Origin of the sequence: Paraplanobispora siamensis (genome assembly GCF_016863175.1) — a bacterium.
Taxonomy (GTDB): domain Bacteria; phylum Actinomycetota; class Actinomycetes; order Streptosporangiales; family Streptosporangiaceae; genus Planobispora; species Planobispora siamensis.
In genome coordinates this window covers 209,192-224,980 of record NZ_BOOJ01000027.1, presented here as the reverse complement: position 1 = coordinate 224,980, position 15,789 = coordinate 209,192, and the positions used below count along the sequence as shown (strand labels likewise).

At 71.0% G+C, this 15,789-nt stretch carries 10 protein-coding genes; 6 read left to right on the top strand and 4 right to left on the bottom strand.

Annotation, left to right across the window (positions count from 1 at the left end):
- The first annotated feature begins 115 nt into the window (after positions 1–115).
- On the top strand, positions 116–751 hold the full coding sequence (locus Psi01_RS15430; RefSeq protein WP_204064685.1) for a LysE family translocator: 636 nt from the start codon (positions 116–118) through the stop codon (positions 749–751).
- 444 nt (positions 752–1,195) lie between these two features.
- Here the strand turns inward: Psi01_RS15430 and Psi01_RS15425 are convergent, their stop codons facing one another.
- Positions 1,196–2,332, bottom strand: a complete 1,137-nt coding sequence (locus Psi01_RS15425; protein ID WP_204064684.1) for a PQQ-dependent sugar dehydrogenase — start codon at positions 2,330–2,332, stop codon at positions 1,196–1,198.
- Between the two features lie 92 nt (positions 2,333–2,424).
- On the opposite strand from Psi01_RS15425, the gene Psi01_RS15420 reads away from it, so the two are divergent.
- The 5 genes from Psi01_RS15420 (at position 2,425) to ilvC (ending at position 9,801) form a co-directional block, all read left to right on the top strand.
- Positions 2,425–3,333 (top strand): 2-hydroxyacid dehydrogenase, encoded by a 909-nt coding sequence (locus Psi01_RS15420; protein ID WP_204064683.1) that lies wholly within the window; start codon positions 2,425–2,427, stop codon positions 3,331–3,333.
- Between the two features lie 266 nt (positions 3,334–3,599).
- Positions 3,600–6,269, top strand: coding sequence for a putative bifunctional diguanylate cyclase/phosphodiesterase (locus Psi01_RS15415; RefSeq protein ID WP_204064682.1), 2,670 nt, complete (start codon positions 3,600–3,602; stop codon positions 6,267–6,269).
- A 184-nt stretch (positions 6,270–6,453) separates the two neighbouring features.
- Positions 6,454–8,238, top strand: coding sequence for an acetolactate synthase large subunit (locus Psi01_RS15410; RefSeq protein WP_204064681.1), 1,785 nt, complete (start codon positions 6,454–6,456; stop codon positions 8,236–8,238).
- A 5-nt stretch (positions 8,239–8,243) separates the two neighbouring features.
- The gene (gene ilvN, locus Psi01_RS15405; protein ID WP_203875054.1) at positions 8,244–8,768 is read left to right on the top strand and encodes an acetolactate synthase small subunit; all 525 of its coding nucleotides are present in this window, start codon (positions 8,244–8,246) and stop codon (positions 8,766–8,768) included.
- A 43-nt stretch (positions 8,769–8,811) separates the two neighbouring features.
- Positions 8,812–9,801, top strand: coding sequence for a ketol-acid reductoisomerase (ilvC, locus tag Psi01_RS15400; protein ID WP_204064680.1), 990 nt, complete (start codon positions 8,812–8,814; stop codon positions 9,799–9,801).
- Positions 9,802–10,041: 240 nt separating this feature from the next.
- On the opposite strand, the gene Psi01_RS15395 is transcribed toward ilvC, so the two are convergent.
- The 3 genes from Psi01_RS15395 to dacB form a co-directional block, all read right to left on the bottom strand.
- Entirely contained in the window at positions 10,042–12,654 is a 2,613-nt protein-coding gene (locus tag Psi01_RS15395) for a CAP domain-containing protein (protein WP_204064679.1), read from the bottom strand.
- 528 nt (positions 12,655–13,182) lie between these two features.
- On the bottom strand, positions 13,183–14,055 hold the full coding sequence (locus Psi01_RS15390) for a CAP domain-containing protein (protein WP_204064678.1): 873 nt from the start codon (positions 14,053–14,055) through the stop codon (positions 13,183–13,185).
- Between the two features lie 131 nt (positions 14,056–14,186).
- Positions 14,187–15,731, bottom strand: a complete 1,545-nt coding sequence (gene dacB, locus Psi01_RS15385) for a D-alanyl-D-alanine carboxypeptidase/D-alanyl-D-alanine endopeptidase (RefSeq protein ID WP_204064677.1) — start codon at positions 15,729–15,731, stop codon at positions 14,187–14,189.
- Positions 15,732–15,789: the final 58 nt, after the last annotated feature.

Genomic DNA, 15,789 nt, shown 5'->3' with positions numbered 1-15,789 from the left:
GAGACCACACGGATCCCCCTGACCGAAGGGGCGATCTCCTACGGCGCCGCCTCCCCGGAGCCTCCGCCCCTTCATGTTCCGGCGTCCCTGTCGGCTTGGGCTATCCTGGCGATCCGTGGACATATACGGGTCGATCGCCTCATTCGCCGTCATCGTGGGGTTGTTGACCCTCACACCGGGGCTGGACACAGCCCTGATCCTGCGCACCTCCCTGCTCGCCGGCAGGCGATCGGCATGGGCCGTGGTGCTCGGCATCCAGGCGGGAACGCTGGTGTGGGGCCTTCTCACGGCCGTCGGCCTGTCCGCTCTCCTCACCGCCTCCCAGGTCGCCTACGAAGTGCTGCGGTGGGCGGGTGTCGCCTATCTGGTCTGGATGGGCGGCAGGATGATCTGGAACAGCCGCAAGGGGAAAGCGGAGGAAACGGCGACACCCGAGCGGCCGGAGACCGGCGGATGGGGAGCGGCGTTCAGGCGTGGCCTGCTGACCAACCTGCTCAACCCGAAGATGGGCGCCTTCTACGTCGCGATACTCCCGCCGTTCATTCCGGACGACGCGCCCCATGCGGTGATGGGGGTTCTGCTGGCGGGGGTCCACGTCTGCGAAGGGCTGCTGTGGAGCGCCCTGCTCATCGGCTTCACCGCCCTGATGCGCGGCTGGTTGAACAAGCCGTCGATCAAGCGCGGCCTGGACCGGATCACCGGAATCATCGTGATCGGATTCGGCCTGCAACTGGCGACACAGCAGCAGTAAGCCACGGCCACTCTCAACACCGGAGCACCGTCTACGGCGGCCCGCCCTGAACGGCCCCGCCACCGATTGCTTCAGCCACCCACAGAACACTGGGCGCCCGGGAAAGGTCCGCCACTACGGCGGGTCATGAGTACGGCACGGCAGAGACAGGCGCGGAGCGGGCGAGTGTGCAGACCGGCGCAGGAAAAGGACCGCACCCCACGCGCCCGGGCAGGCCGAAGGCCTGAACGCACCAGAGCCCCGCTGAGACGGCCGGCCGCAACACCCGCCCGCCCAGCGCCCCACCCACCCCCACCCCGGTGGTGAAACACCCGGCCACATCCCCGCCACCCCGGCCCACGCGCCGTACAAAAGGCGCCGACCACCACCGCTCCCCGCCCCGCCGTACCGGCGCCGGTGCCTTGCTCGGCATCCGCGCCGTACCCGGCGCCAACCCCGACGTGCTCAAGGAGTGGGCGTCAGGGTGAGGATGCGGTCGTCGTCGGGGGCGGGGGAGCCGCGGCCGTCTTTGTTGCTGGTGCCGATCCACAGGGAGCCGTCGGGGGCGGTGGTGACCGCGCGGATTCGGCCGTACTGGTTCTCGAACAGGGGGACGGCCGCGCCGACCGTGCCGTCCTGGGCGACCGGGACGCGCCAGAGTCTGCTGCCGCGCAGGGCGCCGACCCACAGGGAGCCGTCGGCGTAGGCCATGCCGGAGGGAGAGGCCTCGTCGGTGGTCCAGGTGACGACCGGGTCGATGAAGCGGGAGTCGTCGCCGACGCCCTCGACCTCGGGCCAGCCGTAGTTGCCGCCCTTCTCGATCAGGTTGACCTCGTCGAACGAGCTGGAGCCGAACTCGCTGGCGTACAGGCGGCCGGACGGGTCCCAGGCCAGTCCCTGGACGTTGCGGTGGCCGTAGCTCCAGATCACGTTCTGGAAGGGGTTGCCGGGGGCGGGGGCGCCGTCGGCGGTCATACGGAGGATCTTGCCGGCGAGGGAGCCGAGGGCCTGGGCGAGCTGGCGGTCGCCGACCTCGCCGGTCGCGGCGTACAGGTATCCGTCGGGACCGAAGGCCAGCCGGCCGCCGTTGTGGATCGCGCCCTTGGGGATGCCGTCGAGGATGACCTCGGCGTCGGTCAGGGTGCGGTCGTCGTAGCGGTAGCGCACGATCCGGTTGTCGGAGGCGGCGGTGTAGTAGAGGAAGACGAAGCCGTCCTTGTCGAAGGCGGGCGAGACGGCCACGCCCATCAGGCCGCCCTCGCCGTCCGGGCGCGCCTCGTCGATCTTCGCGACCTCGGAGACCTCTCCGGACGCGGTGACCCGCAGCAGCCTGGCGGTGTCCCGCTCGGTGACCAGCGCGTCGCCGCCGGGCAGGAACGCGATGCCCCACGGCACCGCCAGGTTCTTCGTCAGGACGCGGGGGTCGCCGGGAGGCGGCTGGGACACGGCGGTGGCGGCCGGGGCGGAGGGCGTCCTGGCCGTGCCGACCCGTTCGGCGGCGGGTGCCGAGCAGCCGGCCGCCAGCGCCAGGGCGACGGCGAGGATCGGCCATCGGGTACGGCCCGCGGGGCCGGTCGTGTCGCGTGGGGTGGTGCCCGTCATGGGAAAAGCCTCCGTCACCTCGTCCGCTCTTCCCATCCATACACGATGCACACGCCGCGGGTTCCGGGACGGCCGCCTGGATAATGCGATTCATGAAGATCTGGGTGCCCTCCAAGGCCGCCGCCGATGTCCTGAGTGATCTGCCCGATGTGGAATGCGTCGTCTACGACGGCACCGGGCCGGTTCCCGAGGGGGTGGAGGAGGTCGAGGTCTGGATCCCGCCGTTGATGCCGGTGGGCGGGATCCCGGAGGTCCTCGCCCGGATGCCGAAACTGCGCTTGCTGCAGACCGTCACGGCCGGCGTGGAGCCGTACCGGCCGCACCTGCCGCGGGGCGTCGTGCTGTGCAACGCGCGGGGCGTGCACGACGCGGGCACCGCCGAGTGGGCGGTGGGGGCGATGATCGCGATGCTGCGGGAGTTCCCGGACTTCGTCAGGGCACAGGACCGGGGGGAGTGGACCTACCGCCACACCGGCGTGCTGGCCGACGCGACCGTGCTGATCGTGGGGTACGGCTCGATCGGCGAGGCGCTGGAGCGGCGGCTGGCGGGCTTCGAGGTGGACGTCATCCGGGTGGCCAGGAGCGCGCGGGGCAACGTGCACGGGCAGGACGAACTGCCCGATCTGCTGCCGCGGGCGGACGCGGTGGTGCTGCTGGTGCCGGCCACGCCCGCCACCACCGGGCTGGTCGACGCCGGCTTCCTGGCCGCGATGAAGGACGGCGCCCTGCTGGTGAACGCCGCCCGGGGAGGCGTGGTGGACACCGACGCCCTGGTCGCCGAGCTGCGCACGGGCCGGATCACGGCGGCGCTGGACGTGACCGACCCGGAACCGCTGCCCGCCGATCACCCGCTGTGGACGGCCCCCGGTCTCCTGATCACCCCGCACGTCGCGGGCAGCACTCCCGCCTCCGGGCGGCGGATGCTGCGGCTGCTGCGCTCCCAGCTCCTGCGCTATCTCGCAGGTGAGCCGCTCAAGAATGTCATTACTGGCTCATATTGACAGAGCAAGCTGACCGAGAAAGGAATCCGGACCGTGGCTGCCCCGTGACCTTCGGTGCGTATCGTTGTCTTCTGCGACTCTGATCGCTCGCATGGTTATCAGAACGGTGACGACTGCAACGTTGTCACTCCTCAAGCTGTACGGAGAGCCCACACTGGCCGTGTGCTCTCGAGGACGCGGACGACGCGTCCGGTGGCAGCACCGTGGGCGCGGCGAAGTGAAGGAACGCCGCAGAAGCGACGGACCGAACACTGGATGGGCAGACAATGATCCGCTGGCGTGACCTCCGGGTACCGCTGATCGCCGCCGGAGTGACCGGTGCGGCAGGCCTCGTGGCCGCCCTCGTCAGCGGCGCCTCGGCCGTGGTCGTCGGCGCGGTGGCGGGAGTCGCGGCGGCCGCGACGGCGGCCGCGTCCCTGTTCGTCGCCGCCTCCCGGGTCGCCGACCGCCGCAGGGCGCTGGCCTGGCGCTGGCTGGCGGGCGGGTCGATCGTCTGGATGGCCGGAGCCGGTGCCCGTCCGATCGCCGACGGCGCGCCGTTCGCGGTGAACTTCGCCGACCTGGTCCTGCTGGCCGGGACGGCGATGCTCGCCGTCGGCACCGGCCTGTGCGCCGGCCGGCCCGCGCACGGGCGGGCGTTCCTGCGCGACCTCGCCGACGCCTACATCTGCGCGGCCTCCCTGTTCGCGATCGCCTGGGTCCTCGCGCTGGGGCCGGTCTACCGCGAGGCCGGAGGCCCGGGGGACTTCGCGGTCAACCTGGCCTCCCCGCTGCTCTGCCTGGTCCTCACATGCGTGGTCGGCCCCTCGGTGGTGCCGATCCGGCGCTCGGCCTGGCCGGTGGGCCTGGCCGCCCTCGCCGTGCTCGCGGCCATCACCGTGGGCGAGACGGTCACCGCGGTGGCCAGGCTGGCCGGGGACGCCCCGCCGATGGCCGGGGTCTGGCCGGCCCCGATGGCGTTCCTGCTGCTCGCGGCCGTTCCGTGGAGCGGCCGTACGGCCCGCGCGGTGGACGCCGAGGACGACGAGCGCGAGCCGTACGACCCGGGGCTGGCCCCCTCGCCGATCGCCGCGCTACCGCTGGTCTTCGTCGCCCTGGCCACCGCCGTCGTGCTGGTGCGGGTGCTCGGCGGCCGGGTGGAGGGACCCGCCTCCGTGCCGGTCGTCGTCGCGGCCTCGGTCGTCGTGATCCTGCTGGTGCGCCTGTTCGCGGCGCTGGGCGAGACCGGCCGCATGCGGCGCCTGCTGGACCTCGGCGAGCGGCAGCTCCACGACCTGGCCGAGAGCACCGGCGACGTGGTGCTGCTGTGCGACCACCACGGCGTGGTGCACCAGATCGGCGAGGGCGTAGAGATCACCTACGGCTACCACCCCGACGAGCTGGTCGGCAGGTCGATCTTCGACTACATCCACCCGGAGGACCTGCCGGAGATCCAGATGGCGCTGCGCGCGATGGGCGCCGAGGAGGAGCACGAGGAGGGCCCGGGGGCCTGCATGATCGCGTGCCGGATCCGGGCGGCCGACGGCACCTGGCGGCCGACGGAGTCGGTGGCCACCCGGCACGTCCACGGCGAGGGGCTGCTGCTGGTCACCACCCGCGACGTCAGCGACGAGCAGGCCCTGCGCAACCAGGTCACCCACCTGACCTTCCACGACGGCGTCACCGGCCTGCCCAACCGGGCCTACTTCGAGGAGCGCACCCGGGAGGTCCTGGCCCGTCCCGGCGAGAGCCGGGTAGCCGTGATCTTCCTCGACCTCGACGGCTTCACCTCGGTCAACGACTCCGTCGGCCACGCCAGCGGCGACTACCTGCTCGGCCAGGCCGCCCGCAGGCTCCGTGCCGCCGTACGGGCCGACGACACCCTGGCCCGCTGGGGCGGCGACGAGTTCGCGGTGCTGCTGGAGAGCGGCGTGGACGCCGAGACGGCGGTGGACCTCGCCGAACTGCTGATCCACACGGTCTCCTCCGAGCCGTTCCGGGTGGCCGACCGCGACATCGCGCTGACCGCGAGCGTCGGGGTCGCCTTCGCCGACGACGACGTGTCCTCGGCCGACCTCATCCGCAACGCCGACGTGGCGATGGCCAGGGCCAAGGAGCTCGGCGGGCGCCGGGTCGAGGTGTTCGCCGCGCACATGCACGCCGACGTGGTCCGCCGTCTGGAGCTGGCCGCCGACCTGCAGCGGGCGCTGCTGGAGGGCCAGTTCGCGATCGAGTACCAGCCCGTGGTCGACCTGGCCACCTCCCGCGTCACCGCCGTGGAGGCGCTGGTGCGCTGGTGGCGGGGTGGCGAGTTCGTACCTCCGGAGCAGTTCCTCGGCCCGGCCGAGGACACCGGCCTGATCGTGCCGCTGAGCGAGTGGATCCTGCGCGAGGCCTGCCAGGAGGTGGCCGCCTGGCGCGACTCCTCCTGGGACATCGGGCTCTCGCTCAACCTGTCGGCCCGGCAGATCACCGCGCCGCGGTTCGTGCAGACCATCGAGGCGGCGCTGGCCGAGAGCGGGCTGCCGCCCAGCGCGCTGACGCTCGAGGTGATCGAGGAGATGGTGGTCGAGGACGCCGAGGAGATCGTCACCCGGCTGTCCGAACTGCGCGCGCTCGGGGTACGGCTGGCCATCGACGACTTCGGGACCGGCTACGCCTCGCTGGCGTTCCTCCGGCAGCTCCCGGTGGACATGATCAAGATCGACCCGTCGTTCGTGTCCGGGCTCGGGCGCGACGAGACCCTGACGCTGCTGACCCGCACGATCGTGCGGCTCGGTCACGACCTGGGGCTGATCGTGGTCGCGGAGGGCATCGAGCGTTCCGAACAGCTGGAACTGCTGCGTGAGATGGGCTGCACCCGCGGTCAGGGATACCTGGTGGGACGGCCGATGGCCCCCCGCGGGGTCGACTCCCTGAGGCCCGCCACGGCCTCCAGCCTGCAGGGAAGCGTCTGACATCTCGCCTTCTGAGACATGCGTCCCATGAATTTGACGCCGGGCCACTCCGTCGGTCATGGTGGACCCATGCATCACCGTGGGATTCGCGTAGTACTTCGCCGGCGCGCAGGCCGTTAGCGAAGCACTCCGACCTGCGCGCCGCCCCAGCCCCGCCAGCCCAAGGTGGGATGGGGCCTTTTTTATGCCAGCGCAACGTTCAGCCACGTTCAGCCACGCAAGGAACGAGCCGATGACCGAACAGATGACAGGAGCCCAGGCCCTGGTGAGGGCACTGGAGCACGTCGGGGTCGACACCGTGTTCGGGATTCCGGGCGGCGCGATTCTCCCCGCCTACGATCCCCTCTACGACTCGACCAAGGTCCGGCACGTGCTCGTACGGCACGAGCAGGGCGCCGGCCACGCGGCCCAGGGATACGCGCAGGCCACCGGCAAGGTCGGGGTGTGCATGGCCACCAGCGGCCCGGGCGCGACGAACCTGGTCACCCCCATCGCCGACGCCTACATGGACTCGGTCCCCCTCGTCGCGATCACCGGCCAGGTGCCCAGCGGCGCCATCGGCACCGACGCCTTCCAGGAAGCCGACATCTCCGGCATCACGATGCCGATCACGAAGCACAACTTCCTGATCACCGACGCGGCCGACATCCCCCGCACGATCGTCGAGGCGTTCCACATCGCCTCCACCGGACGCCCCGGGCCGGTCCTGGTCGACATCTCCAAGGACGCACTCCAGGCCACGACGACCTTCCAGTGGCCGGTGGTCATGCAGCTGCCGGGCTACCGGCCGGTGACCCGCCCGCACTCCAAGCAGATCCGCGAGGCGGCCAAGCTGATCGCCGAGGCGAAGCGGCCGGTGCTCTACGTCGGCGGCGGCGTGCACAAGGCGGGCGCCTCGCCCGAGCTGCTGGAGTTCGCCGAGCTCACCGGCATCCCGGTGATCACCACGCTGATGGCCCGCGGCACCTTCCCCGACAGCCACTCCCAGCACCTGGGCATGCCCGGCATGCACGGCTCGGTGGCGGCGGTCGGCGCGCTGCAGAAGTCCGACCTGATCATCGGTCTCGGCGTGCGCTTCGACGACCGTGTCACCGGGGAGCTGTCCAGCTTCGCGCCGTACGCCAAGGTGGTCCACGCCGACATCGACCCGGCGGAGATCTCCAAGAACCGGCACGCGGACGTGCCCATCGTGGGCGACTGCAAGGAGGTCATCGCCGAGCTGATCGCGGCGGTGCGCAGCGACGGCCGCAAGGGCGACTACGCCGAGTGGTGGGCCCAGCTCAACGCCTACCGGGAGACCTACCCGCTGGGCTACGACCAGTTCGAGGACGGGTCCCTGGCGCCGCAGTACGTCATGGAGCGGCTGAGCGCCATCGTCGGCCCCGACGCGATCTACACCGCGGGCGTCGGCCAGCACCAGATGTGGGCCGCGCAGTTCATCGGCTACGAGAAGCCCGGCACCTTCATCAACTCCGGCGGCGCCGGCACCATGGGGTTCGCGGTCCCGGCCGCGATGGGCGCCAAGATGGGACGTCCCGACGCCACGGTCTGGGCCGTCGACGGCGACGGCTGCTTCCAGATGACCAACCAGGAGCTGGCCACCTGCGTCATCGAGGGCGTGCCGATCAAGATCGCGATCATCAACAACGGCAACCTCGGCATGGTCCGCCAGTGGCAGACGCTCTTCTACAACGAGCGCTACTCCAACACCGACCTGCAGACGGTGCGCCGGATTCCGGACTTCGTGAAGCTCGCCGAGGCGTACGGTTGTGTGGGCCTGCGGTGCGAGCGCCCGGAGGACGTGGACGCGGCCATCGAGAAGGCGATGGAGATCAACGACGTGCCGGTCGTGATCGACTTCGTCGTTCACCAGGACGCGATGGTCTGGCCGATGGTGGCGGCCGGGACCAGCAACGACGACATCAAGTTCGCGCGCGACATGGCGCCGGTCTGGGACAGCGAGGACTAGAACGCATGAGCAGGCACACGCTCTCCGTGCTGGTGGAGAACAAGCCCGGCGTGCTCGCGCGCGTCGCGGCGCTGTTCAGCCGCCGCGGGTTCAACATCGACTCCCTGGCGGTCGGGCCGACCGAGCACGAGGACATCTCCCGGATGACCATCGTGGTCAACGTCGAGGAACTGCCGCTCGAGCAGGTCACCAAGCAGCTCAACAAGCTGGTGAACGTGCTGAAGATCGTGGAGCTCGACCCGGCTCAGTCGGTCCAGCGCGAGCTCACGCTGATCAAGGTGCGGGCCGACGCCGACAACCGCTCCAGCGTGCTGGAGCTGGTCAACCTGTTCCGCGCGCGCTGTGTCGACGTCGCCTCCGACGCGGTGACCATCGAGGTCACCGGGACGCCGGACAAGCTGGAGGCCTTCATCAAGGTCCTGGAGCCGTTCGGCATCAAGGAACTCGTCCAGTCGGGCATGGTGGCCATCGGCCGCGGTGCCCGTTCCATCACCGACCGCTCCCTCCGGGCCCTGGACCGGACCGCGTGAACCGGATCGCGGAGCCGTACGAAACCCTGAAAGGTTCAAGCCAGTGACTGAGATCTTCTACGACGACCAGGCCGACCTGTCGATCATCCAGGGCCGTGTCGTGGCCGTCATCGGGTACGGCAGCCAGGGCCACGCCCACGCCCTGTCCCTCCGCGACTCCGGCGTGGACGTCCGCGTCGGCCTGCCCGAGGGCTCCAAGAGCCGGGAGAAGGCCGAGGCCGACGGGCTCCGGGTGCTCACCCCCGCCGAGGCGGCCGCGGAGGCCGACCTGATCATGATCCTCGCGCCGGACCACATCCAGCGTCACCTCTACACCCAGGACATCCTGCCGAACCTGCAGGAGGGCGACGCGCTGTTCTTCGGTCACGGCCTGAACATCCGCTACGGCCTCATCGAGGCCCCCGAGGGCGTCGACGTCGCGATGGTCGCCCCCAAGGGCCCGGGCCACCTCGTGCGCCGCCAGTACACCGCCGGCCGCGGCGTGCCGTGTCTGGTCGCGGTCGAGAAGGACGCCACCGGCGAGGCCTGGCCGCTGGTGCTGTCCTACGCCAAGGGCATCGGCGGCACCCGCGCCGGCGCGCTGAAGACCACCTTCACCGAGGAGACCGAGACCGACCTGTTCGGCGAGCAGGCCGTGCTCTGCGGCGGCGTGTCCGAGCTGATCAAGGCCGGGTTCGAGACCCTGATCGAGGCCGGCTACCAGCCCGAGGTCGCCTACTTCGAGTGCCTGCACGAGATGAAGCTGATCGTCGACCTCATGTACGAGGGCGGCATCCACAAGATGTACTGGTCGGTCTCCGACACCGCCGAGTACGGCGGCTACTCCCGCGGTCCGCGCGTCGTGACCGAGGAGACCAAGAAGGAGATGAAGCGCATCCTCGCCGAGATCCAGTCCGGCGAGTTCGCCAAGGAGCTCGTCGACGAGTTCGACGGCGGCCAGAAGAAGTTCACCGCCTACCGCGAGGAGCTGGCCGAGCACCCGATCGAGAAGACCGGCGCCAAGCTCCGCCCGATGATGAGCTGGCTGAAGTAGGCCGTCCGGCCGCCCGAGGCCGCCGCCGTACGGCTCCCTCCCCGGAGGGGGCCGCACGCACGACAGGACGCCCCCGCGACGATCCGTCCGTCGCGGGGGCGTCCTGTTTTTCTCCCGACCCCGGGAGACCCTCCGCGTCCCCGGCCGGGCTCACCCGGACGGGGACGCGGAGCAGGAGGGTCACCGGGGACGGCGTTCGGGCGGTGAGAGGGGGTGCTCACGCCGTCCCCGGGGGTTCTTCTAGCGGGCGACGAAGACCTGAGTCCAGTACGGCGTGCCGTTGGCGCTCTTGACCATGCCCGCGCCGATGAGGTTGTACTTGCAGTTCATGATGTTGGCCCGGTGACCGGAGCTGTTCATCCAACCGGCGACCACGGAGGCCGGGTTCCCGTAGCCCGCGGCGACGTTCTCCGCGAACGCCGATCCGCCGGTGAAGCCCGCCGCGCGGATGCGCTCCACGAAGGTGGGGCCGCCGGGGAACTGGTGCGTCATCTGGTTGCGCTCGGCCTGGGTGGCCGAGTGGTCGTGCGCGGCCCTGTTGAGCTGCGGGTCGTGCTTGAGCGGACCGCAGCCGCCCTTCTGGCGCTCGATGTTCGTCAGGCGCACGACCTCGTTCTCCTCGGCCGAGCCGACCGTGCCTGGGTCACCGGTGGGGGCGGTGGTGGGAGGCGTCGTCGGCTTGGTGGGCGTCGCGGTCGGCTTGGACGTGGGAGGCGTCGTGGGCTTGGACGTCGCGGTCGGCTTGCCGGTGGGCGTCGCCGTCGGCTTGGTGGGCGTCGCGGTCGGCTTGGACGTGGGAGGCGTCGTGGGCTTGGACGTCGCGGTCGGCTTGCCGGTGGGGGCCGCGGTGCCGGTCGGCGTCGGCTTGGGGGCGGTGGTCGCGGTGGTCGTGGAGGCGAACACCTGGGTCCAGTACGGCGTGCCGTAGGCGTTCTTGGCGTAGGCCACGGCGATGTGGGTGAGCTTGCAGTTCAGGATGTTGGCCCGGTGGCCGCTGCTCCTCATCCACGCCCTGTGGACGGAGTCCGCGCTGCGCTGGCCCCGGGCGATGTTCTCGGCCCAGCTGCGGAGCGGGGAGAACCCGGCGTTCCGGATGCGGTCACCGGGGCTGCGGCCGTCCTTCGAGTAGTGGTGGAAGTAACGGTTCTGCGCCATGTCGGTCGAGTGGCCCAGAGCCGCGGCGTACAGCCTGGCGTCGAGGACGAGCGGGGCGCAGCCGTAGTCCGCGCGGACCCGGTTGACGAGGTCGACGACCCGCTTCTCGGCGGGACGCACCACCGGCGCGGTGGGCGCGGGGGTGGGGACGGCCGTGCCGGTGGGCGCGGGGGTGGGAGCGGCGGTGCCGGTCGGCGTGGGGACCGGGGCGGCGGTGCCGGTCGGCGTGGCCGTCGGGACGGCCGTGGGGACGGCGGTGCCGGTCGGGGCCGGGGTGGGGGTGGCCGTGCCGGTCGGCGTCGGCGCCGGGCCGGAGGGCAGGGAGCCGGTCAGGTTCAGCCGGGGCGTGGTGACGCTGTTCCCGCCGCTGGTGTAGGTGACGCCCTTGCCGGAGCTCCGGAGCTTCGTCAGGACCTCGGCCACGGTCGCGTCCGGCATGGCCTGCCGCATCAGGGCGAAGGCGCCGGCCACGTGCGGGGCGGCCATGGAGGTGCCGCTGAAGCGGGCCCAGGCGTTGTTCGGGACGCTGGACTGGATCTGCACGCCCGGGGCGAAGACGTCGAGCAGCGCGCCGCGGTTGGAGAAGGACGCGACCCCGTCGCCGTTGTCGGTGGCGCCCACCGTCACGGCGCTGGAGATGCAGGCGGGCGAGCCGACGGCGGCGCCGTACCCGGAGTTGCCGGCGGCGATCACGGTGGCGACGCCGCGGCCCAGCAGCACGTCGATCTCGGACTTGATGCCGTTGCCCGAGGGGTTGGTGTCGCAGGAGGAGGCGAACTGACCGCCGCCGAGGCTCATGTTGGCCGAGGCGATCTTACGGGTCTTGCTCAGTTCCGCGACGTAGTTCAGCGCGCGCTTCTGGTCGGAGGTGTAGGACAGGACGCACGGCGCCCGTCCGCCGCAGGCGTCCGCGTTGTCGAACCGGGTGAACACCTGGATGGCGATGATGCCCGAGTCGGGGGCGACGCCGTTGCTGTTGATGCCGGTGGCCTTCTTGCCCGAGGTGATGCCGGCCACGTGGCTGCCGTGCGTGCACAGGCTGCCGTTGTTGCACTTGGCCGTCTCGGCGTTGGCGGCGCCGGGGCCGATCTGCGAGTTCTCACCGCTGGGGCAGAGGGAGAACGACCCCTGCCTGCTGTCCGTGGTGGAGAAGCACGCCTCGGCGACGATGCGGCCGGCGAAGAACGGGTGGTCGCGGTCGATGCCGGTGTCCAGGACCGCGACGTCCCAGCCGGCTCCGGTGAAACCGGACGTGTGGGCCTTGTCGGCGCCGATCACGTTGATGCTGGTCCCCAGGGCGGTGGGACGGCTGAGCCGGTCCTCGTAGATCGCCTCGATGCGCTTGTCGTCGTCGAGCTTGGTCAGCGTGGCCTTGTCGACCTCCATGACGAAGAAGTCGCGCGCGGGCGGCTGCTCCGGTACGTCGGTGGTCTGCGACAGGGCCTCGGCGCTCTTGGCGACGGGCGCCACCTGCTGCCCGCGGTCCACCTCGACGACGGCGCGGACGGTCTCGCCCTTCTGCACCTCGGCCTTGAGGGCCGGGTCGACGACGGGGGCGCCGGTGGCGGGGGGCGCGCTGGCGGCGGGCGCGGTGGGAGTGGCGCTGGGGGGCGCGGCGTAGGCCGCGGGGGCGGCGACCAGGGTCGCGGCGGTGGCGGCGAGCACGGTGGCGCTCGCAAGGAGAGACCGCAGTCTCAATGTTCCTCCGGGGGTGAGAGGTCCGGCGAGCATGCCTGTGCGGTGTCACTCGGCCGGCCGTACGGGGCGTGTCCTGCGGGGACACATGGGGGAGGGGAGTCGTGGGCGCTCCGGGCGAGAGCCGGAGCGCGTGAACCGATGGCGGTTCCCGGGCTCCCGACGGTCCTCTCCGCAAAGGAGATCATCGGGAAGCGGGGACCATGGTACATATGGGACTGGAGCGATGGAAGGGAAAGTTTGTCGATTGGGCGGATGAACTCCGCGAAATATTCTGTACTCGCCACGTTCTTGAGGAAGACCTGTTCCCGGCGGTGTTGAGGTGCGAAGCCGCAGCTGAGAGCGTCCACACGGCGGCGCCCCCGCGACGATCCGTCCGCCGCGGGGGCGTCCCCATCTCCCGGTGTGGTCCGGGAGCGACCCCGTCCCACCCGCCGTGACTACCCGGACAGCGGCCACGGGAGGCGAGAGGTCTGGGGGAACCGGTGGGGGTCGCACCGCGCCGCGCGACGCCCCACCGGTTCGGTGGTGCTACTTGGCGACGAAGACCTGAGTCCAGTACGGCTCGCCCTTGGTGTTCTTGACCATGCCGGCGCCGATGAGGGTGAACTTGCAGTTCATGATGTTGGCCCGGTGGCCGGAGCTCTTCATCCAGTCGCTGACCACGGCCGCCGGGGTCCTCTGGTTCCAGGCGACGTTCTCCGCGAACGCCGAGCCGCCGGTGAAGCCCGCGTTCCGGATGCGCTGCACGAAGTCGGGGCCGTCCGGGAACTTGTGCGTCATCTGGTTACGGGCGGCCTGGGTGGCCGAGTGGTCGTGGGCGGCCTTGTTCAGCTGCGGGTCGTGCTTGAGCGGACCGCAGCCGCCCTTCTGACGCTCGATGTTCGTCAGGCGCACGACCTCGTTCTCCTCCGCCGTCCCCACGGTGCCCGGAGGCGTCGTCGGGGTGGTGGGGTTCCCGGTCGGCTTGGCCGTGGGCGTCGGCGTGCCCGTGGGCGCAGGGGTGGGGGTCGGGGTGCCCGTGGGGGAGCACGACAGCCGGGCTGCCTTGGACTTGGCCGCGTTGCCGCGGTAGTCGACGATCACGGCGTAGTAGGTCCGGGGGGCGGGACCGCACTTGACCTTCAGGGTGAACTGCCCGTTGACCCCGACTCTGGCGCCACTCTTGAGTGTGCGGTCCGGGCCTCGCCTGGCCTGCTTGATGCGGATGCGGAGCAGCGCCCTGTCGTCACAGCCCGCCCGGGTCCCGGTCACCTGGATCTTCCCGGCGGCGTTGACGGTGGGGGCGGACACCTGCACCTGGCAGGTGTCCCGTGGGGCCGCCGCGGCGTGGGCCGCGGCGACCGGGGTGCTCAGTGCCGCCAGACTCCCGATGCAGACGAGCGCTCCCAGCGGTCTGCGCATGTCGGTTCCTCCAGAGGTTTAGACGCTGGATGGAACCCGCATTCTGTCGGGGGTAGATCCCCCTTGTCACGATTTTTAAGGAAAAGATAAGGGACTCCGGTAAACCAGAGTGATCGTTGAGGCGTCTGCGATCAACACCTCACGGGCTTTGACCAGGAGCACTCGAGCTCTGGAACGTTCGATGCCTCCCGGAGCGTGCGGACGTCAGAAATTTCGGCCGGTGCGGTCCGGCTGAACTCCGCGAGGCGGATGGCGATCTTGTCCTCGATGTCCTTGGGGGAGGCGGACAGGTACTGGTTGATCATGATCGAGAAGACCAGGAGTTCGTCGTCGGCACTCCGCACGTAACCGGACAGGGACGTGACACCGGTCAGCGAGCCGGTCTTGGCGTGGACGTTGCCGGCCGCGGGGGTGCCGCGCATCCGGCTGCGCAGGGTCCCGCCGTCCATCCGGTCCGGATCGCCCGCGATCGGCAGCGAGCCGTACCAGGTGGGGAACCAGGGCTTGCCGCGCAGTTCGAGCAGCAGCCCGGCGACCCCGCCGGGCGTCAGGCCGTCGACGCGGGACAGGCCCGAGCCGTCCCGCATCCGCAGCGTGGGCATGCCGTTGGCCCGGGCGAAGGAGGTGATCGCGGCCAGCCCGGCGCTCCAGGTCCCGGCCCCGGAGACCTTGCGCCCGAGGGACTTGGTCAGGATCTCGGCGTGCATGTTGTTGCTGAGCTTCATGAACGGCACCAGCAGCTCGCTCAGCGGCATCGAGCGGCGCTCGGCCACGGTCGCGGCTCCCGAGGGGGTCGCCCCGCGCGCCGTACGGCCGGCCACCCGCACCCCGTGCCTGTCCAGGGCCGCGCGGAAGAGGGAGGCCGCGTAGCCGGTCGGGTCGTTCACGGTGACCCACTCGTCGTAGCCGTCCGCCACGGTCCCGGTGACCAGGACCGTGTTGGTGCCGTGCCGCCGCTCGACGAGCACGTCGGTCTCGGTCCCGGTCGTCGCCCGGTTCTCGATCTTCAGGTAGTCGGTCTCCGGGGTGGTGGAGATCTTCGCGGGCCTGCCGGGGGCGTCGCCGGGCGCGACCGAGACGATCACCGACCCGGCGTCGTAGTCGGTGTCGGGGGAGGCCGTCAGCGCCGAGATCTGCCCGGCGTAGTAGTACGGCTCGTCGTCCCAGGACCAGTCCGTGCCGAGCCGTACGTCGTCGAACCAGGTGTCGTCGGCGACGAGCCTGCCGGTGACCCTCCTGATCCCGGCCGCCGCCACCTTCGCGGCCAGGGCGTCGTAGTCGGCGGCGAGCACGGTGGGGTCGCCGGTGCCCTTCAGGTACAGGTCGCCGGTGAGGGTGGAGCCCGTGCGGCGGCCGGTGGACAGCACGCTCGTGGTGAAGCGGAAGTCCAGACCGAGGCCGTCGACGGCGGCGGCCGAGGTCACCAGCTTGGCGTTGGAGGCGGGGGTGAGGATCTTGCCGTTGTCCTGGCCGTAGAGCTCCTCGCCGGAGGCGGCGCTGCGCACCACCACCCCGGCCCGTGCCGGGACGAGACGCTCGTCGCCGAGGATCCGGTCGATGTCGGCGACCAGGTCGGCGACGCCGGGATCGGGCTGCTGGGCGGCCGCCGGAGCCGAGGCCCAGGCCATGCTCGCCAGCAGCAGGAGGGAGAGGGTGATTCGTCGTGATGGCCGCATCGCTGCTCCAGGATCACTAGACGTCTGCGGTGATCGTGCGGAACGGTGGACCGGTTGA